A 22803-nucleotide genomic window follows, 5' to 3' on the forward strand; every position below is an offset into this window, starting at 1 on the left:
CCGACTACTTATGCGCTTAAGTTACATCCTTCGACCTGTGGAGATCATGTGAGCGTGTACCGCCCGCTGGACCGCGGCTGGGCTGTGACCGCCGTCGCGGCCGAGCCGCCTGTCGAGCGCGTGCCCGCCACCGTTCCCGGCTGCGTGCACACCGACCTGCTCGCCGCCGGTCTCATCGAGGACCCCTACCTGGACCACAACGAGGACCGGCAGGCCTGGATCGGCCGCACGAGCTGGCGGTATGAGACCGAGTTCGCCTTCGGCGGGCCCGGCGACGACCAGGTCGACCTGGTGTTCGAGGGGCTCGACACGATCGCCACCGTGTCGCTCAACGGCGTCGAGCTCGGCTCCACCGCCAACATGCACAGGACCTACCGCTTCCCCGTGCGCGATCTGCTGCGCACGGGCGGCAACACGCTGGCCGTCGACTTCGAGTCGCCCTATGACCACGCCGAGCGGCAGCGCGCCACGGTCGGCGACCGCCCTGGGCCCTATCCGGCGCCCTACCAGTTCATCCGCAAGATGGCCTGCAACTTCGGCTGGGATTGGGGTCCCGCCCTCGTCACCGCCGGCATCTGGCGGCCTGTCGGCCTGCACACGTGGAGGATCGCGAGGCTCGCCGAGGTCCGCCCCGAGATCACCCTTGACGGGCGCGACGGGCTGGTCCGGGTCCACGTGGCGGTGGAGCGGGCCGCCGACGTCCCCCTCACGGTGACCGCCGCGGTGGCCGGTACGGTCGCGGCCGCGTCGCTGGCGGCGGGTGAGCACGAAGCCGTGCTGGAACTGCGGGTACGGGAACCGGGCCTGTGGTGGCCGCGCGGCTACGGCGCACAGGCCCGGTATCCGCTCACCGTGACGCTGGAGCAGACCGGGGAGACCTGGACGCGCCAGGTGGGCTTCCGCTCGATCCGGCTGGACACCTCACCGGACGCGGAGGGATCGGCCTTCACCCTCGTCGTCAACGACGAGCCGGTCTTCGTACGCGGCGCCAACTGGATACCCGACGACTGCTTCCCCACGAGGACCACCCACGATCAGCTGGCCGAGCGGTTCGCCCAGGCGTGCGAGGCCAACGTGAACCTATTACGGGTGTGGGGCGGCGGCCTCTACGAGAGCGACGACTTCTACGACCTGGCCGACGAGCTCGGCCTCCTGGTCTTCCAGGATTTCCCGTTCGCCTGCGCCGCCTACCCGGAGGAGGAGCCGCTCTCCTCGGAGGTGGCGGCCGAGGCATGCGAGCAGGTGGTGCGCCTGGCCCCGCACCCGAGCCTGGCGTTGTGGATCGGCAACAACGAGAACTTCCTGGGCTACGCCGACTGGGGCTGGGAGGAGCGGCTCGAGGGCCGCACCTGGGGCGCGGCCTACTACCTGGACGTGCTGCCGGGCATCGTCGCCGAGCTGGACCCGACCCGCCCCTACTGGCCCGGCACGCCGTACTCCGGCGACCCGGGCCGCCATCCCAACGCGCCCGAGCACGGGACCGTGCACATCTGGGACGTGTGGAACGAGCGGGACTACCTCCACTACGCCGGCTGGCGGCCCCGCTTCGTGGCCGAGTTCGGCTTCCAGGGCCCGCCCACCCACGCGACCCTGCGCCGCGGCAGCTCCCAGGATCCGCCGGTCTCCCACCAGAAGGCGGCGGACGGTGACGCCAAGCTGCTGCGCGGACTGGGAGATCACCTGCCTCGGCCGCGCTCCTTCGACGACTGGCACTACCTCACCCAGCTCAACCAGGCCCGTGCGGTGGCCTTCGGGATCGAGCGGTTCCGCGCGCTCATGCCGTCCTGCATGGGGGCGATCGTCTGGCAGCTCAACGACTGCTGGCCGGTCACCTCCTGGTCCGTCGTCGACGGCGAGGGCCGCCGCAAGCCCGCGTGGTACGCCCTGCGCCGTGCGTACGCCGACCGCCTGCTGACCGTCCAGGACGGCGACGTCGTCGTGATCAACGACAGTCCCGGCCCGTGGTCGGGCGAGCTGGAGCTGGTCCGCCACAGTCTGTCCGGCGAGCCGCTGGCCAAGGAGTTCGTCCCGGTCCGGGTGCCGCCGCGCGGCCTGGCGCGGATCCCGCTGCCCGTCCCGGCCGAGCCGGAGTCCGAGGTGCTGGTGGCCGTTCTCGGGGAGGCGCGGAACGTGCACTTCTTCGCCGAGGACACGGCGATCGCGTTCCCGCCGGCCGCGTTCGAGGCGGAGGTGCGGCCGGTGACGGACGGCCACCTCGTCACGGTCACGGCCCGGACGATCCTGCGCGACCTGGCGCTCTTTCCCGACCGGCTCGATCCGGACGCGACCGTGGACGATCTGCTGATCACGTTGCTGCCCGGGGAGCGGGCCGTCTTCCACGTGCGCGGTTCCCGGGATCTCGACCCCGCCGCGCTGACCTCGGCTCCCGTACTGCGTTGCGTGAACGACCTGAGGTAGGACGAATGGGACTCGACGCGTACGTGGCAGAGCTGGACGCCCGTTATGAGGCGAACGTCCACATGCCCTGGTCTCTTCACACGGGGAACGACTACCACACGCGCCTGCGCAGAGGGACCCGCGTCCACCAGACCAAGGAGGCCGCCGACTACGCCCTCGCGCTGCTGCGACTCGGCAGGGCCGACCGTGCGGCCGACGTGCTGGACGCGCTGGCCGGCCTGCAGGTGACCGATCCCCTGTCCGAGCACTACGGGATCTGGGGATGGTTCCTGGAGGAGCCACCCGGGCAGATGGCACCGGCCGACTGGAACTGGGCGGACTTCATCGGAGTACGGCTGGCGCAGGTCCTGGCCGTCCACGACGAGTTACTCGACCGCGGCGTGCGCGAACGAGTGAGCGCCGCGCTGCGCCACGCCGCGCTGGCGATCTTCCGGCGGAACGCCGACCCCGGCTACACCAACATCGCGGTGATGGGCGCGGTGACCACCGCCGCGGCGGCCGAGATCCTCGGCCTGCCCTTCCTGCTCGACTTCGGCCGGCGACGCCTGCGCGCCGTACTCGCCCTCCACGACCGGAGCGGAGGGTTCACCGAGTACAACTCCCCCGCCTACGGGCGGGTCGTGCTGGAAGAGCTGGAGAGGGCCGCGCTGATCGTGGCCGACGACGGCTTCCGCGCCACCGCCGAGGAGCTGAGGCGACGCACGTGGGCAGCCCTGGCCGAGCGCTTCCATCCGGGCACCGGCCAGCTCGCCGGGCCGATGAGCCGCGCGTACCACGACCGGCTCCAGCCGGACCTCGCCGCCTACCTCGCCGCACAGACCGGGTCGCCGATCAAAGCCAGGGAGGAAGGGGTGGGTGCCCCGCTCCTCGTGCCGCCCCTGCCCTGCCCGCCGGAGCTCGCCGAGCGGTTCGGAGCCCTCAAGGAGGCGCCGGTCCAGCTGCGCACCCGCTTCACCGCCACCACCACCGGCACTACCTGGCTCGCCGAGGACGCCTGCCTGGGCTCCGCCGACGAGGAGTGCGCATGGGTTCAGCGGCGTCCGCTGCTCGGATACTGGCGGACGCCCGAGGATCCCGCGGTGGTCCTGCGCGCCAGGATGCTGCTCAACGGCCACGACCTGAGCGCCGCCTGGTGCCGCCAGTATCAGGACGGCGCGCGCGTGCTGTCGGCCTGGTGGCTCAGCTACGACTCCGGCGACGTCCACCCCGAGCTCGACCGCCCGCCCGGCAGCGTCTTCCACGTCAGCGACCTGCGGCTGCGCGTCTCGTTGCAGGGCCGTGGAGCCACGGTGCGCGAGCTGCGCGACGGCGTGTTCGCGCTGACGGCCGGAGCGCGCCAGGCCGTCGTGCACACCGGGCCCGCGGAGTTCCTCGGCACCGCGAGCACGTGGCGGGCCAGGGAAGGGGGCGGGGCGGCAGGCGCGGAAGTCGTGCTGTACGCAGGCCCCTCCGCGCCCGTCGACTTCCACCAGGCCAGACTGCACGCCGCCTTCGCCCTGGAGCTGATCCGGGTGGGACGGCACCACAGCACCGCCACCCTGACCGCCTCGCGGGAGGCGGCCGGCACCATCCGCTGGGGCTGGGACGGACTGACCGTGTCCACCCCGATCGACCCGACGCCCTTCGACCGGTAAGACCCGCGGCAAAGGAGTTCACATGTCCCCGATTTCGCGACGCAACCTGGTATTCGGCGTACCCGCCCTGGCGATGGCCGGCGTGCTCGCCGGGCAGCGCCCGGCCGCGGCCGGCGCGCTGCTGGTCGACCGGTACGGCCAGTACCTCTACGAGGACTGGCCGGGCAAGGTCACCTCGGACGAGCAGTTGAAGCGCGAGTACGCGCAGGAACGGGCGAGACTGTCCGGGATCACCTTCGACACCACCACCTACGACCGGTACGGCGGCCTGAAGAGGCTGGGCCGCCGTGCGGCCACCGGATACTTCCGGCTGGAGAAGGTGGACGGACGCTGGTGGTTCGTCACACCCGACGGCCACCTGTTCTTCCTCAAAGCAGTGGACGCCTTCTCCGCTGACGAGTGGGGCTACGGCACCCTGTACAAGAACGCCGACGGCAGCCCCAGGCAGCTCTTCCAGGAACTGCCCGACCCCGGCCGGTTCGCCGCGGCGTACGCCGTCGTCGAGCAGGGGTTGCACACGGTGAGCTTCCTCAAGGCCAACCTGATGCGGAAGTACGGCGACGACTACCGGGACGGGTGGCGCGACATCAGCAAGCGCCGGATGATCGATTGGGGGTTCAACGCGCAGGGCAAGTGGCATCGGGATCCGGCTGTGGTCATGCCGTACATCGAAAGGGCCCCCACCCCCGTCGACGTCATCAGGGTGCGATGGGGCATCGACCCGTTCGACCACGACTTCTCCGCCAAGCTCGATCGCGCCTTCGACGACTTCGGCCTGGCGCGCTTCCGCGACGATCCCTGGCTGATCGGCTACTTCTTCGAGAACGAGCGCGGCTGGAACCGTGACGTCGTGGCCGAGGTGGTGCGGCAGGGCTCGGGCCTGCCGGCGAAGCGGTCGTTCGTCGCCTACCTGGAGGAGACGTACGCGGACCTCGCTCGGGTCAACGACCTCCTGGGTACGGACGCGGGCTCGTTCCGCGAGCTCACCGACCTCGCGATCGACATCGCCAGGGTGCCCGCACAGGACGTGCGGGCCTTCATCACCCTGGCCTCGAAGACCTACTTCAAGAAGGTGCGTGCCGCGATCAGGCGGCAGGACCCGCACCATCTGTTCATCGGCTCGTCCCTGGTGCCGACGTGGCGGACCAGCCCCGAGTGGAACGTCGGCGGGATCGAGCACCTCGACGCGATCTCCTTCGACTGGTATTCCAGGAGCGCCGACTACCTGCGGCAGTACGAGACCTACGACAAGCCGATCGTCAACATCGAGTTCTCCTTCTGCTATCCGAGCAGGGGCCTCACCTCGCACAACGCGGGGATCACCGCGACCGGCATCGCGAACCGCGGCGAGCTGTTCCGGGCGTTCGTCGAGGCGCAGGCGAAGAGCCCGGTGTTCGTGGGGTACGCCTGGTTCGTCCACTACGACCAGGCGGTGACGGCGAAGCCGGGCGCCACCGAGTCGTTCAACATGGGCCTGGTGAACCAGCAGGATCAGCCGTACCACGAGATGACCGACATCATGCGCCTGACCAACAGGGACCTCGAAACGGTCCATCTGCGCGGCGCCGACGGCTTGTAAAAGGCAGAGGGCCGACGTAGCGTACGTAAAGTACGTACTTGACGAACCTCATGAGGTTGGCGCCGATGAATCCGCGGGAGAGCGAGTTCGTCGACCGGATGGGGCTGATCATGGAGCGTCTCGGCGGGACGCGGACGATGGGCCGGCTATATGCGTGGCTGCTCATCTGCGACCCGCCTGATCAGTCCCTCACCGATCTGGCGGCGGAGCTGGGCGTGAGCAAGACGGCGACCAGCACGGTGGCCCGGCAGCTGGAGCTGACCGGGATGATCGAGCGCGCGCCCACGGCGAAACGGGAGCACCGCTACCGGGTGGTCGGCGGCGGATGGACGCACGTCCTGCAGGTCCAGCTGGCCGCCGTGCGGCAGACACTGGACGTCCTCGACTTCGGACTGTCGATCATCGATGGAGACCGCCCCGAGCAGCGGGGACGGCTGGAGGAGACCCGGAAGTTCTTCGCCTTCACCGTGCAGGACGCGGACGAGATGCTCCAGCGCTGGGAAAAATATCGCGACAAGTCGGACTGAGAGCAAGGGAGGGAGAGGCGATGGCCACCATCGTCGAGCGGTACAACGTTCCCAAGCAACACTTCTGGCTGCACGGACCGCGAACCGGCCAGCCGGTCGAGTACGACTCCGACACCGGTCTGTGGAGCGTCTACGGCTACCCGGAGCTGCTGGAGGTCCTCGGTGACCCCGCGACCTTCTCCTCCGACACCATGCGCATCGTGCCCAAGGACCAGCTGCCCGAGGGCGAGGAGATCTCCTTGGCGGGCTTCATCACCCAGATCGACCCGCCCGAGCATGGCAAACTGCGCAAGCTGGTCAGCAGCGCCTTCACCCGCAAGGTCATCGCGGATCTCGAGCCGAGGATCGCCGCCCTCACCCGCGAGCTGCTCGACGCGGCCCGCGATCGCGACCGGTTCGAGCTCGTGACCGATCTGGCCTACCCGCTTCCCGTCATCGTCATCGCGGAGCTGCTGGGCGTGCCCACCAGCGATCGCGCCCTGTTCAAGGACTGGGCCGACGCGCTGTTCCAGCGTGACGCCAAGCTCTCGCTCAAGGAGACCCCCGAAGAACGGGGCGTGGACGTGCAGGCCACGATGACGGCGTGGCGGGACATGTTCGCCTACCTCGCCGGCCACGCCGCGGAGCGCCGGCGGCAGCCGCGCGCCGACCTGCTCACCAAGCTGGTCGAGGCCGAGGTGGACGGCGAGCACCTGCCCGACGATCAGGTCGTCAACTTCGCGATGGTCCTGCTGCTGGCCGGGCACATCACCACGACGATGCTGCTCGGCAACACGGTGCTGTGTCTGGACGCCTTCCCCGAGCAGCAGGAAAGGGTACGCGCCGACCGCACGACGATCCCGGCCGTCATCGAGGAGTCGCTCCGCTATCTCACCCCGTTCGCCGCCCTCGCCCGCGCCACCATGCGCGAAGCCGAGCTCGGCGGGGTGACGATTCCGGCCGACACCCTGGTCATGTGCTGGCTGGCGACCGCCAACAGGGACGCCCGCCAGTTCCCCGACCCGGACGTCTTCGACCCGGGCCGCGACCCCAACCCGCATCTCGGCTTCGGCCGCGGCATCCACTTCTGCCTGGGCGCCCCCTTGGCCCGGCTGGAGGGGCGGGTCGCGCTGGACATCCTGCTCGACCGGTTCCCCACTCTGCGCACCGACCCCGACGACCCCGTGGACTTCATCCCCACGCCGACGATGGCGGGAGTGCGCCGCCTTCCGCTGCTGGTGTGACGTCACAAGGGGTGCTTCACGTAGGCGTCGCGGTCCGGCGCGTACGTGACCCGCAGACGGTTGCTGGTCACCGGCGCGTTCGCGGCCATGGGCGCGGTCCCGGGATCGGCGACGGCGGCGCGCCCGCGCGGGATGGCGCTGGTGGCCCGGCCCGCGAAGGCCTCCCTGGGGCGGCGTACGGTATCCACCTGGACGTACAACGGCGTCGTGCCGGGTCCGCCGATCGAGGCCACGGCCGGGGACATCGTCAGAGTGCCGCTGATCAACGCGCTGCCGGCGGACACCACGGTGCACTGGCACGGCATCAGGATCGACCCTCGCATGGACGGCGCGCCGGGGTTCTCCCAGGAGCCGACGTGGCCCGGGGAGGGGTTCGACTACGTCTTCCGGGTGCCGGACCCCGGGACGTACTTCTACCATTCGCACGTCGGCACCCAGCACGACGACACCCTGCGCAGTGGCGCGCTCGGCGGCCACGAGCTGACCGTCACCCACACCGACGGGTTCCCATGTGACCCGGTCACCGTGGACTCGGTCCTGATCGGGATGGGCGAGCGCTACGACGTCCTCGTACGGCTGGGCTCGGGAGCGTTTCCCCTCGTCGCGGTCGCGGAGGGCAAGCGCCGCGTGCCGACCAGTTGCCCTCCCCGTCCAGGACCGTCACCGTGCGGCTGGCGATGCGACCGTCCGGCAACGAGTGGACGCTCAACGACCGGCCGGCCGCCGACCCGATGCGGCTGCGGGTGGATCAGGGGAGACCGTCCGCGTCGTCCTGGACAACCAGTCGCCCATGTGGCATCCGATGCACCTGCACGGGCACACGTTCCAGCTCAACGCGTACGGCGTGCGGGGGCCGCGCAAGGACACGGTCCGCCGCCTCGCGGCGGCACCCACGGCCACTAGGCGTCCGCGCACGGCGTGCCCATTTGCGTACGGCGTGCGCGACGCGCTAGGGTGTGGTCCCATGGCAGCAGACAAGCAACCGCTTCCGTCGGTGTGGGCCCGCCCGCGCAAGGAGCGGGAGCAGCCGGTCCTGAGCAGAGAGCACATCGTGGCCGAGGCCGTGCGGCTCCTCGACGAGGAGGGCATGGACGCCCTGAGCATGCGCCGCCTGGGCAGCAGGCTGGGCGCGGGCGCCACCTCGCTCTACCGGCACGTGGCCAACAAGGACGAGTTGTTCGAGCTGGCCGTGGACGAGGTCTATGGCGAGCTGGCGCTGAGCGCGCCGGGCGATCCGGCCGCCTGGCGGGCCACGGTGACCGAGGTCGCCGGCGGACTGCGCGCGACGATCCTGCGCCACCCGTGGGTGGCCGCCAAGCTCGGCGAGGCAGGGCTGTCCTACCTCGGGCCCAACGTGCTGCGCCGCTCCGAGCACCTGCTCGCCGTGTTCGAGGGCGCCGGCTTCTCGCTGAAGGAGGCCGATCGGGCGATGAACGCCGTCATTGCCTACGTGCTGGGCGTCTCCACCAGCGAGGCCGCGTGGATCTCCATGGTCGCCCGCAGCGGGCAGAGCGAGCAGGCGTGGGCCGAGCAGCTGTGGCCGGCCGCCGAGCAGGCCGTCCGGGACTTCCCCCGGCTGCGCGCCCTGTATGCCGAGCAGCGCGAGGCCAAGCCGTCCGCGGAGAACGAGGACAACTTCGAGTACGGCCTCCAGCGCCTCCTCGACGGCCTGGAAGCCCGCCTCCGCACCACCGCCGGCTGACCCGCCTCACCACGGCGGGCAGCATGGCCGCCCCGAGCAGGGGTGTTCCGAGCCTGGCTCACGATGTGATTCACGAGGCACATCGTGGCCGGATCTTGCGACGTGACCCCGAGCTACGGAAGGATCACCGGGTCGACACACCCCCCGCGCCCCGGCGAGCACCCCCCTCGCTCAGTGGCCGCATGACGACATGGAGAGGCTGTCGTGCGCACACAGGAGAGCATCGAGCAGTTCGGTTACGAGCAAGAGTTACGACGCGGAGTCGGGCTGCCAGACCTCGTGTTCTACGGCCTGGTGTTCATGGTGCCGATCGCGCCTTTCGCGATTTTCGGCCTCGTCTACTCGCAGTCGGGCGGCATGCCGGCGCTGGCGTACCTGGTCGGGATGATCGCGCTGCTGTTCACGGCCGCGTCGTATGCGCAGATGGTCAAGGCGTTCCCGCTGTCGGGGTCGGTCTACAACTACGCGGGCCGCGGCATCGCGCCGCCGGTCGGGTTCCTGACCGGGTGGATGGTGCTGCTCGACTACATCCTCGTCCCGTGCCTGCTCTACCTCGTGGCGTCCATCGCCATGAACTCCAGCGTGCCGCAGGTGCCCGTGTGGGCGTGGCTGGTCATCTTCGTGGTCGTCAACATGGTGATCAACCTGCGCGGCATCCGGATGACGGTCAAGCTCACCCGCGTGATGATCGCGTTCGAGCTCGTCGTGCTGGCGTTGTTCCTGCTGATCGGCGTCTGGGCGCTGCTGCAGGGCAAGGGCCAGGGCTTCAGCCTCGCGCCGCTGTTCAATCCCGAGACGTTCTCCTGGCCGGTGATGTTCGCCGCGGTCTCGGTCGCGGTCCTGTCGTTCCTCGGCTTCGACGGCATCAGCATGCTGGTCGAGGAGTCCACCGGCGGCTCCGTCCAGGTGGGCCGGGCCATGCGGGTTGCGCTGGCCCTGGCCGGGGTGTTGTTCATCGCGCAGGTGTGGGTGGCCGCGCTGCTGGTGCCCGACCCCGCGGGGCTGCTGAGTGAGGGCAGCGAAACCGCGTTCTACGACGCGGCGGCGCTCGCCGGCGGCGAGTGGCTCAGGCACGTCACCTCGACCGCCACCGCGCTCTCCTGGGGCCTGGCCAACACGCTGGTGGCTCAGGTCGCCGTGTCGCGCCTGCTCTACGCGATGGCGCGCGACAGGCAGCTGCCGTCGTTCCTGGCCAAGGTGTCGGTCCGGCACTCGGTGCCGTCCAACGCCATCATCCTCATCTCCGTGTTGTCCATCGGGCTCGGGATCTGGATGACCACCCGCGACGACGGCGTCGTGCTGCTCTCCAGCCTCATCAACATGGGCGCTATGGTCGCCTTCGTGGTCCTGCACCTGTCGGTGATCGTCCACTACGAGTTCCGCATGCGGTCCGAGAACATGTGGTCACACCTGATCTCACCGCTGATCGGAATGGCGATCCTCGTGTTCGTCGTGATCAACGCCAACGTGTGGGCGCAGGTGCTCGGCCTCGCCTGGTTCGGCATCGGCGTCGTGGTGCTGGGCGTACTGTACGGCCTCGGCCTCCGTCCCGCCCTGCCCGGCATGGGCGTCAAGTCGACCCGCCGGTAGCGGACAAAGGATTCATGCCGCCATGAACCGGCTGCCGCTTCATCAGGACCTCTACCTCATCGCACACGATCAGTCCGGCAAGCCCTTGATCCATCAGTCCTCGATGGCGCTCGGGCTGGCCGGCGCGGCGCTGCTCGACCTGGCCCTGGACGGCCGCGTCGCGGTCGCGAGGGGCCGGGTCGCGATCTCCGACCCCGTCGTCCCCACCGGCGACCCGCTCACCGACGACCTGCTCGCGCTCGTCGCCGGGGAGCCAGGGGACGTGCGGTCACCGATCAAGAAGGTGGCCGAGCGGGCCTACGACCGCACCCGGGAGGATCTGGTCGCGGCCGGCGTGTTGCTGCGGGTGACCAAGAGGGTGATGGGCGTGCTGCCGACCACGCGCTATCAGCTCGCCGACGTCGCCTCGGTCGTACGCGCCTCTTCGGGGGCGCGTTCCGCGGTCGAGGGCTGGAAGAAACCGGACGCCCGGGGCGCGGCGCTGTGCGGGCTGGTGTCCGTGCTGCGGCTGGAGGCGGAGCTCTACCTCGACCTGCCGTCGAGCGAGCTCGTCGGCAGGATGCGCGAGATCGTCCGCGACGGTCCGCGGGTGGTCGGCGAGTTGGTCGCCGTGGTGGACACGCTGGTCGCGGAGGCAGCAATAGCGGTATATCGCTGATTTGTCGTGATACATGGACGATGCCCCAAACGCGAGTTACGCTCCGCTCGCCGAGATATGGGGGGAATTCATGAGTTACACGCTATTACGCGGCAATTTTGTCATCCGATATCCGGACCTCCCGCGACAAGGGCCGGAACCGGACGGTGACACGGTCAAGTTCCTGCCCGACAACCCCGCGCTGGTCGAGGCGCTGCCCCGGCACTCCGGCTCGCCGCCGGACATCACGCGCCGCGGCATCTCCGCACGTCTGGAGGCCATCGACGCGCTGGAAACCCACTTCGGCGAAACCCACCAGGAGCTGACGGGCGCCGAGGCGGCAAGGGACGAGCTGCTTCGGCTGCTCGGCTTCACCAACGTGGTCTTCTGGGACGACCTGCCGAACAAGGTCCGCTCCGCCGACCAGGACGCGATCCGCGGCCACGTGCTCACCAACGGCATCGACGCCAACGGCCGGCTGATCGCGTTCGTGTTCGCGGGCGACCACCCGGGGGCGGACGGCTCCCGGGTGTTCCTGGACGGGCCGCTGGCCGACGCCTCCGTCAACGCCGCGCTGCTCGCCGCCGGGCTGGTCTATCCGGCGTTCTACGCGACCCTGCCCGCCGAGCTGCGTACGCACCTGGCGGACGTGTCGGCGGCGGCCAGGCAGAAGGCGCTCGCCACCGGCATCTGGCCGCGCTCCACCGCCGACCCCGACGGCGTGGCCGTCATCCCCGACCTGGCCGCGGCCGAGCAACTGGTGATGTGGCCCAAGCTGTTCCGCCGCATCGTGCCGTACCTCGCGGCGGGATTCCCCGACTTCGACGGCTTCGACGCGTGGCTGCGGGCCGACCCGGTGCACCGCGACGACGAGCTGTTCCTGCTCGACAAGCTCGAACGGGGCAACCTGCACGACGTCGTCTGGGCCTCCGGCCACCAGATCCAGCTGACGGTGTGGCCGGAGGCGTTCATCATCAACCCGGATCCCGCGCCGCCGGGCTCGACCGTCAACCCGCCGCTCATCGCCGTGGGCGACGTGCTGATCGTGGCCGCCCTGCCCGACCCCGTCGGCGCCGACCGCGGCGCGGAGTCGGTCACGCTGCTCAACGTCACGCCAGGCCCGGTCGACCTGTCGGGCTGGTGGTTGTCGGATGCCGCCAACGCCCGCAAGGACCTGAGCGGTGCCGTGGCGGGCGGCACCACGCTGCGAGTGCCGCTCGACGGGGCGCTGCAGCTCGGCAACCAGGGCGACGGCCTTGTCCTCGTCGATCCACGGGGGAACACGATCGATCAGGTGAGCTACAAGGGCGAGCGGGTACGCGCGGGCCGCACCATTTGCTTCGGCCGCTGAAGCACGGCGGTTCCGCTGGCCAAGGGCGGCCTCACGTCGGAGACTGGGCGTTCCGACCGGCGATACGAAGGAGTTCGCGATGTTCATGGCGCGGTACATGACACGTTCGATGCTCAGGTTCGCGGTGGGGGCGGCGGCGGGGTACATGCTCGCGGTGCGCCCGTGGCACCTGCGCTGGGGCGCCGACGACGGCGAGGTCTACGGCGAGATGGCGGGTGACGACATCGTCCGCACGCCGCAGTACCAGGCGACCCGCGCCATCACCGTCGAGGCCTCCCCTGCGGCCGTCTGGCCCTGGCTGGTCCAGCTGGGCGGTCCTCCTGCGGAGGAAGCGGAGCAGCAGGGGCTCAAGGTCGGCGACACGCTGCGCTCCGGGCCTGATGGCGCCGGGTTCGTCGTGGAGCAGACCGATCCGCCGCACACGCTCGTCCTGGTTCATCGGGGCGAAGACGCCATCACCACGTCGTCCGTCTCGCTCCGCGAGATCGACGACGGCAGGACCAGGATGGTGTTCCGCGTCCGGATCAAGGCCGAGCCGGGCCTCAGCGGCACCCTCTATCTCGCCAGGATGGACCTGGCCGACTTCCTGACCGTGCGGAGGCAGATGCAGACCATCAAGTCCCGCGCCGAGTCCGCGCGCTGAGCGCGGGAGCCCAGCGGCGCCGTCCCCTTCCTCGGGGACGGCGCCGCTTGGTGTTGACGGCAGACCTTGACTCCGATTACGGTTCCGGCACGATTGGTGAAATATTCGCCACTTTTCCGAAACTTTCGGAGGCACCATGTTACGAGGACTTGTCGCCATCACCGTGCTCGGTCTTCTGGTGGTGAACCCGGCGCACGCGGCGCAAGCACCGGCCATCACCGTGAACGAGCGCGTCACGCACCAGCAGATGGACGGCTTCGGCGTCTCTCAGGCGTTCCGCCGCAACGAGTTGCTCGAGGCACTGTCGCCGGCGCAGCAGCGGGAGATCCTCGACCTGTGGTTCGACCGGGAGAAGGGGGCCGGCCTCAGCATCCTGCGGCTCGGCATCGGCTCCTCCCCCGCGGGCAGCCCGTACGACCACATGGTGTCGATCCAGCCGGAGAACCCCGGCGGCCCGGACGCCCCGCCCAAGTACGTGTGGGACGGCGACGACAACAGCCAGGTCTGGGTGGCCAAGGAGGCCAAGGCGTACGGCGTGAAGCGCTTCTTCGCCGACGCCTGGAGCGCGCCCGGCTACATGAAGACCAACGGTGACGACAAGAACGGCGGCAATCTGCTGCCGGAGTGGGAGAAGGCGTACGCCAACTACCTCCTGGCGTACACGAAGTTCTACGAGCGGGAAGGCATCAAGATCACTGACCTCGGGTTCACGAACGAGCCCGACTGGACGGCCACGTACGCCTCCATGCGCTTCACCCCGGAACAGGCCGCCCAGTTCGTCAAGGTGCTCGGCCCGATCGCCAAGGGCAACGTGAACCTGGTGTGCTGCGACTCCTTCGGCTGGAACCAGGCCAAGGCGTACACGGCGGCGATCGAGGCCGATCCCGAGGCCCGCCGCTGGGTCAAGACGCACGCCGGCCACACCTACGCCAGCCCCGTGGACGCCCCGCTGCCGACCAGCAGGAAGACCTGGATGTCGGAGTGGAACCCCAACGGCTCGACCTGGAACGAGGCCTGGGACGACGGCAGCGGCTACGACGGCTTCACGATCGCGCAGGCCATCCACGACGCGCTCACGCTGGGCGACGTCAGCGCCTACATTTACTGGCTGGGTGCCTCGCGCGGCACGACCAGGGCGTTCATGCAGGTCGACGACACGGCGAAGACCTACAAGGTGTCGAAGCGGTTGTGGGCGATGGCGGCCTACAGCCGGTTCATCCGGCCGGGCGCGGTCCGGGTGGACGCCTCGGCGGCGAATCCGGCGCTGAAGGTCTCGGCGTTCCGCAACACGGACGGGTCGAAGGTGATCGTGGCCCTCAACACGGGCACCGAGGCCGTCACGTGGGACGGCGTGCGCGGCAGGGCGACCGCGTACGTGACGAACAACGACAACTCGCTCACCCCGTCGGCCGTGACCGGCCGCACGGTGACCCTCCAACCGCGGTCGCTGACCACCATCGTGGTCCGCTGATCGGCGGCGAGAGCCCGGAGCGGTTTCCCCGGGCTCTCGCCGCATCCCTGCCGTCAGCCCCAGACCTCCTGGGCGGTCTCGACGATCAGGCGGAGCTTGGCGAACTGCTGGTCGGCCGTCAGCTCGTTGCCTTCGACCGTGGAGGAGAAGCCGCACTGCGGCGACAGGCAGAGCTGGTCGAGGTCGATGAACTTGGCGGCCTCATCGATGCGCCGCTTCAGCGTGTCCTTCGACTCCAGCTCCCCGTGCTTGGTCGTGACCAGCCCCAGCACGACCATCTTGCCCTTGGGCACGAATCGCAGCGGCTCGAATCCCCCGGACCGCTCGTCGTCGTACTCCAGGAAGAACCCGTCCACCTTCAGCTCCCCGAACAACGCCTCCGCGACGAAGTCGTAGCTGCCCGAGGCGGCCCAGGACGAGCGGAAGTTGCCGCGGCACATGTGCGTCGTGATCGTCATCCCGGCCGGCTTGGCCGCCAGCGCGGCGTTGATCTGCTTGATGTAGCGCAGGTGCATGTGCTCGGCGTCGTCGCCCCGCGACTCCAGCTCCGCCCGCTGGGCCGGGTCGTTCAGGTAGGCCAGGCTGGTGTCGTCGAACTGCAGGTAGGTGCACCCCAGCGCGCCGATCCTGCGCACCTGCTCGGCGTAGGCGGCGCTCAGGTCACGCCAGAACTCCTCGACGTCCGGGTAGACCTTCGGGTCGATGGCGGCCGGCCCGCCGCGGTAGTGCACCATGCTGGGCGACGGGATGGTCAGCTTCGGCACGACCGTGCTCACGGTGTCCCGCAGGAACATGAAGTCGTCGGCGAAGATCGGCTCGCGCAGCTTGATCCGGTCGTGCACGCGCAGCGCCGCCGGGGTGAACTCGATGTCGCCCTGCTCGTTGTGGAAGCGGACCGTGATGTGCTCGTCGGTGGCCTGGCCGATGCCGCCGAGCCGGTAGATGAAGTCCATGTGCCAGGAGGCTCGCCGGAACTCGCCGTCGGTCGCGCTCTGCAGGCCGATCTCCTCCTGCCTGCGCACCACCTCTCGGATGGCCGCGTCCTCCGCTTCCCGCAGTTCGTCACCCGCGAGGCTCTCGCGGGCGCGGAGCAGGGACTGCGGGCGCAGGAGGCTGCCGACGTGGTCGGCGCGGAAAGGCGGTGAGGTACGCATTGCGGATCAACTCCCGTAGAGCTTTCTGAGCGGGGCCTTGAGCAGCTTGCCCGCCGCGTTCTTGGGCAGTTCAGGGACGAATTCCAGATATTTCGGGATCTTGAAGCGGGCCAGCCGGCCGTCCAGATGCTTCAGCAGCTCCTCGGGCTCGGCCGTCGCGCCTGGCCGCAACACGACCAGGGCCTTGCCCACTTCATCCCACCGGTCGTCGGGCACGCCGATCACCGCGCACTCGGCGACCGCGGGATGGCTGTACAGGACGCTCTCGACCTCGGCGGGGTAGATGTTCTCGCCGCCGGAGATGATCACGTCGTTGATCCGGTCGGAGATGCGCACGTAACCGTCCTCGTCGGCGACGCCGACGTCGCCCGAGCGGAACCAGCCGTCCGGCGAGAGCACCTTTGCGCTCTCCTCGGGCCGGCGCCAGTAGCCGGGCATGACGTTGGGTCCCTGGACGTAGACCTCGCCGGGCTCGCCGGGGGCCGCCTCCGAGCCCTCAATCGTGACCAGGCGCACGTCGGAGAAGAAACACGGCACGCCGGCCGTCCCCGCCTTGTCGATGGAGTGCTCGGCGCCGAGGAAGAGCGCGCCCGGCGCGGTCTCCGTCATGCCGTAGCCCTGCAGGAACGTCAGCCCCCGTTCCTGGTAGGTCGTGATGAGCGGCAGGGGCACCGGCGCGCCCCCGCACAGCAGGTGGCGCAGGCTCGACAGGTCGGCCTTGGGCCAGCGCGGCGACTGGGCGAGGAAGGCGAACATCGACGGCACCCCGAACATCACCGTCACCCGCTCGGTCTCGATCAGGTCGAACGTGCGCTCCACGTCGAAGGACGGCTCCAGGATGGCCCGGCCGCCCTTGAGCACGCTCGGGATCAGCGTCTGCGCCAGCGCCGCGATGTGGAACAGGGGTGCGCTGATCAGCGTCACCTCGTCGTGTGCGAGCGGCACGTCCACCAGCAGGTTGACGGCGTTCCACGTGAGGTTGGCATGCGTGAGCATCGCGCCCTTGGGCCGTCCCGTGGTGCCCGAGGTGTACATGATCAGGCACACGTCGTCCTGGCCGACCGGCTCGTCGATCGGCTCGGGCGAGCCCGTCGCCATCAGGTCCTCGTAGTCCGCGGCCGGGATGTGGCGGCCGGGCAGCCCTTCGCCGTCCCGCCCTTCGCCGAGCAGCACCACCGACGCGTCCGCGTCCTGGAGGATGAAGCGCAACTCGGGCGTGGTCAGCCGGGTGTTGAGCGGGACGAACACCGCCCCCAGTAGCCCGGCCCCGAAGAACGTCTCGACCAGCGCGCAATGGTTGGGCCCGAGGTAGGCCACCCGGTCGCCGCGCCCCACGCCCAGCGCGGAAGCCAGCCGATACGTACGTTCCCGCAGGTCACGGTAGGTGTGATCGCGCCCGCCGCAGGTCAGCGCCACGCGGTCGGGCGTCATGCGGGCCCTGCGTGCCGGCCACGATCCAAGCCCCTGGTTCCGCATCAGTGCTCCTCCAGGCTCAAGTTAGGCCACTAGACGATCGCTGTCACCGTTCTGCCCAACTTTCGTCGGGGACCGTGTCGAGGAGCCGCTCGGCGATCGCCGCGGCCTCCGGCCTGAACCGCTCGTGCAGCGCGTGGCAGACCCGCTGGGCCTTCTCCGCGGGCCAGTCGTGCGGCAGGTAACGCAGCGGGAGCCGGGGGTCGGTCCTGATGATCTGCAGCCAGCCGGTGAGCAGCGTCAGCGAGCGGGCCAGGTCGTCGGGCGCGTCGGGCGCGGGATCGGCCTGGTCCCAGCGGCGCAGGAACGCCCGGTAACGCTCACCCAGCCCGGCCAGGTCGTACGCGTCCCGCACCAGCGCCTGCATGTCGGTGGGCCGCCGCGGCTCGGCGGCGAACACCTTCACCTCCACCCCGGGCACCTCGGGCGCCTCCACCTCGCCGGGAGCGATCCACAACCCGTTCTGCAGCGGCCCGAACCCGGCCCAGATGAGCTGCGAGCGCAGCTCGTGCCGCTGCCGCTGCCATGAGGCCGGCAACGAGAAGCCGATGAGCGTCCACCGGTCCTCGGCGGCGTCGTTGACGACGCCGCTGTGCCAGATGCGCCGCTCGCCGTCCCTGAGCACCTCGGTGCTGGTCGGGGTGAGGCCGAAGTACATACGCCGCCCCGAGCGCTGCCGGCGCAACAACCCGCGGCGGACCATCCGGGTCAGCGTCGAGCGCGTCGCCTCCTCGGAGACGCCGACCTTGGCGAACGCCTCGAGGAAGCTGCCCGAGAAGACGCAGATTCCGCGACCGTAAACGTGATCTCCGAGAAAGGTGAGAATCACCGATTGAGGCCGCACACCGCCACCCCCACGGATGTTGGGCATTGTCTTGACAGCCGTAATGTACCTGCCTACATTCAGGGCGACATCCGGCCCAGGAGGTCCTGATGCGCAGGCTTCTACCGTCTCTGGTGTGTCTCGTGCTGGCCGTGGCCGCGTGCGGCGGTAGTCCCGGCGGGTCAGGTGGTGACGGCCCCATCAAGGTCGGCCTCATCGTCTCCCTGACCGGCAACTACACGCCGCTCGGCAGCGAGGACAAGAAGGCCGTGGAGCTGGCGGTCGAGCAGGTCAACGCGCAGGGCGGCTTACTGGGCCGCACGGTCGAGCTGGTCACCCGGGACGACAAGACCGCTCCTGACCAAGGCATCGTGGCCTACAACCAGATCAAGGGCGAGATCGACGCGCTGATCGGGCCGGTGTTCTCCAACTCGGCGCTCGCGGTGGAGCCGCTCGCGCAGCGGGACAAGATGCCGTACCTGTCGCTGGCGCCCGCGCAGGAGCAGGTCGAGCCGATCAAGTCGTACATCTTCGTCACTCCCGCCCTGTCCAGCATGTACGCCGAGCGCTACCTGCAGTACATCCAGGCCCAGGGCATCAAGACGATCGCGGTGGCCTGGGACTCCAAGAGCGCGTACTCGGTCTCCGGCCACAAGTCCATGGTGGCGCTCGCGCCGAAGTACAACGTGACGATCGCCGTGGACGAGCCGTACGAGACCACGAACTCCGACTTCAGCGCGGTGTTCCAGCACGTGCGCGACTCCGCCGCCGAGGCGCTGGTGTTCTGGGGCTCGGGCGCGCCCGGCGTGACGGCCGCCAAGCAGTACGTCGCCTCGGGGCTCAAGACGCCGCTGTTCCTGACCGCGTCCCAGGCCAGCAAGTTGTGGCTGGAGCCGATGGGCCGCGACGCCGAGGGCATGACCGTGCAGAGCGCCATCGGCGTCGTCGGGGACCACCTGCCGGCCGGCAAGCAGAAGCAGATCATCGACCAGATGGCCAAGCCGTACCAGCAGAAGCACGGCTACCCGCCGCCGCAGTTCGCGCAGGACGGCTACAGCGCGAGCCTGCTGCTGTTCGAGGCGATCAGGAAGGCCGGCAGCACCGACAAGACCAAGATCCAGCAGGCGCTGGAGAGCATGGACCTGATCACGCCGAACGGCCGCTTCCGCTACTCCCCCACCGACCATTCCGGGCTCTCCCCCGAGTTCATCTCGGTCAACACGGTGAAGAACGGCCAGTTCGTGCCGACCGACTGGGCCAAGGAGCAGCTCACCAAGACCGTCAACGCGGCGGGGTAGCGCGTGCTGGCGGTCACCGGGATATCCCGCTCCTTCGGGGGCGTCTACGCCGTCCGCGACGTCTCCCTGAGCGTCCCGGACGGCGAGGTCTGCGGCATCATCGGGCCGAACGGGGCCGGCAAGTCCACGTTGTTCAACCTGATCATCGGGCATCTGGCGGCCGACCGGGGCGAGATCTCCTTCCTCGGGCACCGGGTGGACCGGCTCGCGCCGCACCGGCGGGCCAGGCTCGGCATGTCGATCGTCTTCCAGGCGGCCCGCGTGTTCCGCGGCATGACCGTCAGGGAGAACGTCATGGTGGGGATGCACGGGCGTACCGGCGCGGGGTTCGTGTCGGCGGCGCTGCGGCTGCCCCGGCACCGGCGCGACGAGCGGCTCATCGCGACCGAGTCGGACGCCGCTCTGGAGCGCGTGGGCCTGGCCGAGTGGGCGGACCGGCCCGCCGACCAGCTCCCCATCGGCCAGCAGCGCGCGTTGCAGCTGGCCCGCGCCCTGTGCGCGCAGCCGCGGCTGCTGCTGCTCGACGAGCCCGCCTCCGGACTGCGGGGCCAGGAACGCGAGCGGCTCGCGGCGCTGGTGGAGGAGCTGCGCGCGGGCGGACTGACGATCCTGCTCATCGAGCACGACGTCGCCTTCGTGACCCGGCTCGCCGACCGGCTCGTGGTGCTCGACCTCGGCCAGGTCATCGCCGACGGCCCGCCCGCCGAGGTGCGGGCCGACCCGCTGGTGCTCGCCGCCTACCTCGGACAGGCGTCATGACCCCCGCCCTCAGCCTCGGGCAGGCGTCATGATCGACGTCAGGGACCTGGTCGTCTCGTACGGCACCGCGACCGCGCTGGAGCACGTCACGCTGAACGTCGGCAAGGGCGAGATGGTCGCGTTGCTCGGTCCGAACGGCGCCGGCAAGTCGACGCTGGCCAACACGCTCGCGGGCCTGCTGAAACCCGCTTCCGGGACGGTGGAGATCGGCGGCAGGCTGGCGTTGATCCCGGAGGGCCGCCAGCTATTTCCGGATTTGTCGGTCGCGGACAATCTGGCGCTGGGCGGCTGGCGCTCCGGCGAGCGCGACCCGTCCTCCGTCTACGACCTGCTGCCCCAGCTGGCTTCGCTGGCCAGGCGGCAGGCGGGTGTGCTGTCGGGCGGCGAGCAGCAGATGGTCGCGTTCGGCCGGGCCATGATGTCGCGCCCGTCGGTGCTCGTGGTGGACGAGCTGTCCCTGGGGCTCGCCCCCAATGTCACCGCCGACCTGGCCGGACACCTGGCGGAGCTGAACCGATCGCAGGGCCTGACGGTGCTGCTCATCGAGCAGAACGCGCGGCTGGCCTTCGACCTGTGCCGGCGGGCTTACGTGCTGGAGTCAGGGCGGGTGGTGGCCGAGGGGGACTCCGCCGACCTGGCCGGCGATCCGAAGGTGGCCGGCGCCTATCTGGGGGGTGCGATCACATGAGCGCGTTCCTCACGTACCTGCTCAATGGGCTGGCGGTCGGGTGCGCGATCGCGCTCATCGCCAGCGGCCTGGTCGTCATCCACCGGGTCACCGGCGTGGTGAACTTCGCCCAGGGCACCTTCGCCGTGATGGCCGGGCTGTGCACGTCGTCGCTGCTCGGGCTGGGCTTCCCGCACGGGCTGAGCGAGGTGACGGCCATCCTGGTCGCGGCGGTGGCGGGACTGCTGACCGGGCTGGCCGCCATCGGCAAGCCCGGTGTGACCCCGTTGTCGTCGCTGATCGTCACGCTCGGCGTCGGCGTGCTCGCCTACGCGGTCGACATCGTGTTGTGGGGCGACCAGCCGCGCTCGGCGCCCGGCCTGGCCGGCTCGGTGACGGTGGCAGGGGCGCGGATCCAGACGCAGCACCTGCTGGTGATCGTGGTGACGGCCCTGACGTTCGTCGCGCTCGCGCTCTTCTTCGGACGCACCTACCTGGGCAAGGCACTGACCGCGTGCGCGTCGAATCCCTATGCCGCCCGCGTCGTCGGCATCGACACCCGCCGCATGGGGCTGGTGGCGTTCGCGCTGGGCGGGCTGCTCGGCGGCCTCGCGGGGGTGCTGGTGACGCCGTTGCGACCGATCTCGTTCGACACCGACGTCACGCTCATCGTCAACGGCTTCGCCGCGGCCGTCTTCGGCGCCCTCGCCCGGCCGGTGATCACCCTGCTCGGGGCACTGCTGCTGGGCGTGGCCGAGACCATGGCCGCCGGCTACGGCTACGGGTCGCACCAACTGGAGATAGCGCTGGGTCTCATGATCATCGTCATGATCGTCCAGGCCGGCTGCCGCACGGCCATCTCCCAGGAGTCCACATGATCAGGCTCGTGGCCGGCGCGGTGGTGGCCGTCGTGACGCTGGCGTTGCCCGCGCTGCTGGACGACAGCGCGCTGGCCGTGTACATCCTGCTCGGCCTGGCCGCCATGGTCACGGTCGGGGTATCGCTGCTCATGGGGTACGCCGGGCAGGTGTCGCTGGGCCAGGGCGCCTTCTACGGCGTCGGCGCCTACACGGCCGCCCTCCTCGCCCTGAGCGGCGTGCCACCGCTGGCCGGGCTGATCGCCGCCCCCGTGGCCGCGGCCCTGTTCGCCCTCGTGATCGGCATGCCGCTGCTGCGGTTGCGCGGCCATCACCTGGCGTTCGCGACCCTGGCCATGCAGCTCATCCTGCTCTCGCTCGCCGGGCAGCTGGAGTTCACCGGCGGGGACATCGGTCTGCAGGCCATCCCGCAGTTCTCGCTCGGCGGGTTCGAGGCGGGCAGTGCGGCCGCGTACGCGTACCTGACCTGGGGAGGGCTGGCGCTGGTGATGCTGGTGACGCACAACGTCATCACCTCGCGGCCGGGCCGCGCCCTGCGGGCGCTGGCCACGAGCGAGACCGCCGCCGCGTCGTCCGGCATCCCGGTCGGGCGCTACAAGCTGGTGGTCTTCGCCCTGTCGGCGGCGTTCGCCGGCCTCGCCGGCGGCATCTACTGCTTCTACACGGGCTACGTGGCGCCGGGCTCGTTCCCCGTGCTGATCTCGATCCAGTACATCGTCATGGCCGTGGTCGGCGGGCTGGGCACCATCTGGGGAGCCGTGGCCGGGGCTGGGGCGATCACGCTGCTCGTGCAAGGGCTCGACGGCCTGGCCAGTCTGCCCGGGATGCCGTCGTACGCGCCGAGCGTGTTGTCGTACGCGGTGTACGCGCTCGTGCTGATCGTGGTCGTGCTGTTCCTGCCCCACGGCCTGGTGCCGGCCATCACCGGCCGCCTGTCGCGCAGCCGGGAAGAACCTCCCGTGGAGACCCGCTGATG

The 22803-nt window shown here is 70.0% G+C and carries 19 protein-coding genes and 1 pseudogene; 17 read left to right on the forward strand and 3 right to left on the reverse strand.

Annotated elements, in window-relative coordinates; all coding sequences use genetic code 11:
• Nucleotides 1-48: 48 nt before the first annotated feature.
• From ACTWQA_RS00240 to ACTWQA_RS00295, 12 genes and pseudogenes are all read left to right on the forward strand, one after another.
• Nucleotides 49-2418: a glycosyl hydrolase 2 galactose-binding domain-containing protein gene (locus tag ACTWQA_RS00240; protein ID WP_443157280.1), complete on the forward strand. Its 2370-nt coding sequence runs from the start codon at nt 49-51 to the stop codon at nt 2416-2418.
• 5 nt (nt 2419-2423) lie between these two features.
• On the forward strand, nt 2424-4052 hold the full coding sequence (locus ACTWQA_RS00245; RefSeq protein ID WP_443157281.1) for a hypothetical protein: 1629 nt from the start codon (nt 2424-2426) through the stop codon (nt 4050-4052).
• A gap of 22 nt (nt 4053-4074) precedes the next feature.
• Entirely contained in the window at nt 4075-5631 is a 1557-nt protein-coding gene (locus ACTWQA_RS00250) for a hypothetical protein (protein WP_443157282.1), read from the forward strand.
• A gap of 65 nt (nt 5632-5696) precedes the next feature.
• The gene (locus ACTWQA_RS00255; protein ID WP_327584202.1) at nt 5697-6158 is read left to right on the forward strand and encodes a GbsR/MarR family transcriptional regulator; all 462 of its coding nucleotides are present in this window, start codon (nt 5697-5699) and stop codon (nt 6156-6158) included.
• A 20-nt stretch (nt 6159-6178) separates the two neighbouring features.
• Nucleotides 6179-7381 carry a cytochrome P450 gene (locus ACTWQA_RS00260; protein ID WP_443157283.1) on the forward strand — a complete coding sequence of 401 codons (1203 nt, stop codon included), beginning with the start codon at nt 6179-6181 and terminating at the stop codon, nt 7379-7381.
• A gap of 132 nt (nt 7382-7513) precedes the next feature.
• Nucleotides 7514-7927, forward strand: a pseudogene (locus tag ACTWQA_RS00265) (multicopper oxidase domain-containing protein); the annotation flags it as partial.
• 418 nt (nt 7928-8345) lie between these two features.
• Complete coding sequence (locus tag ACTWQA_RS00270) at nt 8346-9083, forward strand: TetR/AcrR family transcriptional regulator (protein WP_443157638.1); 738 nt, start codon at nt 8346-8348, stop codon at nt 9081-9083.
• Between the two features lie 204 nt (nt 9084-9287).
• Nucleotides 9288-10673: an APC family permease gene (locus ACTWQA_RS00275; protein ID WP_443157284.1), complete on the forward strand. Its 1386-nt coding sequence runs from the start codon at nt 9288-9290 to the stop codon at nt 10671-10673.
• Nucleotides 10674-10695: 22 nt separating this feature from the next.
• Entirely contained in the window at nt 10696-11331 is a 636-nt protein-coding gene (locus tag ACTWQA_RS00280) for a GOLPH3/VPS74 family protein (protein ID WP_443157285.1), read from the forward strand.
• Nucleotides 11332-11401: 70 nt separating this feature from the next.
• Nucleotides 11402-12661: a lamin tail domain-containing protein gene (locus ACTWQA_RS00285; protein WP_443157286.1), complete on the forward strand. Its 1260-nt coding sequence runs from the start codon at nt 11402-11404 to the stop codon at nt 12659-12661.
• Nucleotides 12662-12740: 79 nt separating this feature from the next.
• The gene (locus ACTWQA_RS00290) at nt 12741-13304 is read left to right on the forward strand and encodes a hypothetical protein (RefSeq protein ID WP_443157287.1); all 564 of its coding nucleotides are present in this window, start codon (nt 12741-12743) and stop codon (nt 13302-13304) included.
• 136 nt (nt 13305-13440) lie between these two features.
• Nucleotides 13441-14775: a glycoside hydrolase family 30 protein gene (locus ACTWQA_RS00295; RefSeq protein WP_443157288.1), complete on the forward strand. Its 1335-nt coding sequence runs from the start codon at nt 13441-13443 to the stop codon at nt 14773-14775.
• Between the two features lie 53 nt (nt 14776-14828).
• Here the strand turns inward: ACTWQA_RS00295 and ACTWQA_RS00300 are convergent, their stop codons facing one another.
• From ACTWQA_RS00300 to ACTWQA_RS00310, 3 genes are read right to left on the reverse strand one after another with little or no spacing between them, the layout of a single operon-like run.
• A complete protein-coding gene (locus ACTWQA_RS00300) occupies nt 14829-15929 on the reverse strand; it encodes a 5-methyltetrahydropteroyltriglutamate--homocysteine S-methyltransferase (protein WP_327584212.1) in 1101 nt (366 codons plus the stop codon).
• 6 nt (nt 15930-15935) lie between these two features.
• Nucleotides 15936-17405: an acyl-CoA synthetase gene (locus tag ACTWQA_RS00305; RefSeq protein WP_443157289.1), complete on the reverse strand. Its 1470-nt coding sequence runs from the start codon at nt 17403-17405 to the stop codon at nt 15936-15938.
• Between the two features lie 43 nt (nt 17406-17448).
• Complete coding sequence (locus ACTWQA_RS00310; RefSeq protein ID WP_443157290.1) at nt 17449-18231, reverse strand: PaaX family transcriptional regulator; 783 nt, start codon at nt 18229-18231, stop codon at nt 17449-17451.
• A gap of 104 nt (nt 18232-18335) precedes the next feature.
• On the opposite strand from ACTWQA_RS00310, the gene ACTWQA_RS00315 reads away from it, so the two are divergent.
• From ACTWQA_RS00315 to ACTWQA_RS00335, 5 genes are read left to right on the forward strand one after another with little or no spacing between them, the layout of a single operon-like run.
• A complete protein-coding gene (locus ACTWQA_RS00315; protein ID WP_443157291.1) occupies nt 18336-19523 on the forward strand; it encodes an ABC transporter substrate-binding protein in 1188 nt (395 codons plus the stop codon).
• Between the two features lie 3 nt (nt 19524-19526).
• Complete coding sequence (locus tag ACTWQA_RS00320) at nt 19527-20282, forward strand: ABC transporter ATP-binding protein (protein ID WP_443157292.1); 756 nt, start codon at nt 19527-19529, stop codon at nt 20280-20282.
• A 28-nt stretch (nt 20283-20310) separates the two neighbouring features.
• Nucleotides 20311-20970 carry an ABC transporter ATP-binding protein gene (locus ACTWQA_RS00325; RefSeq protein ID WP_305920753.1) on the forward strand — a complete coding sequence of 220 codons (660 nt, stop codon included), beginning with the start codon at nt 20311-20313 and terminating at the stop codon, nt 20968-20970.
• Nucleotides 20967-21827 carry a branched-chain amino acid ABC transporter permease gene (locus tag ACTWQA_RS00330; RefSeq protein WP_443157293.1) on the forward strand — a complete coding sequence of 287 codons (861 nt, stop codon included), beginning with the start codon at nt 20967-20969 and terminating at the stop codon, nt 21825-21827. Before ACTWQA_RS00325 ends, ACTWQA_RS00330 begins: the two co-directional genes overlap by 4 nt.
• Complete coding sequence (locus ACTWQA_RS00335; protein ID WP_443157294.1) at nt 21824-22801, forward strand: branched-chain amino acid ABC transporter permease; 978 nt, start codon at nt 21824-21826, stop codon at nt 22799-22801. Before ACTWQA_RS00330 ends, ACTWQA_RS00335 begins: the two co-directional genes overlap by 4 nt.
• Nucleotides 22802-22803 lie beyond the last annotated feature (2 nt).

Source organism: Nonomuraea sp. 10N515B (assembly GCF_052245915.1).
Taxonomy (GTDB): Bacteria; Actinomycetota; Actinomycetes; order Streptosporangiales; family Streptosporangiaceae; genus Nonomuraea.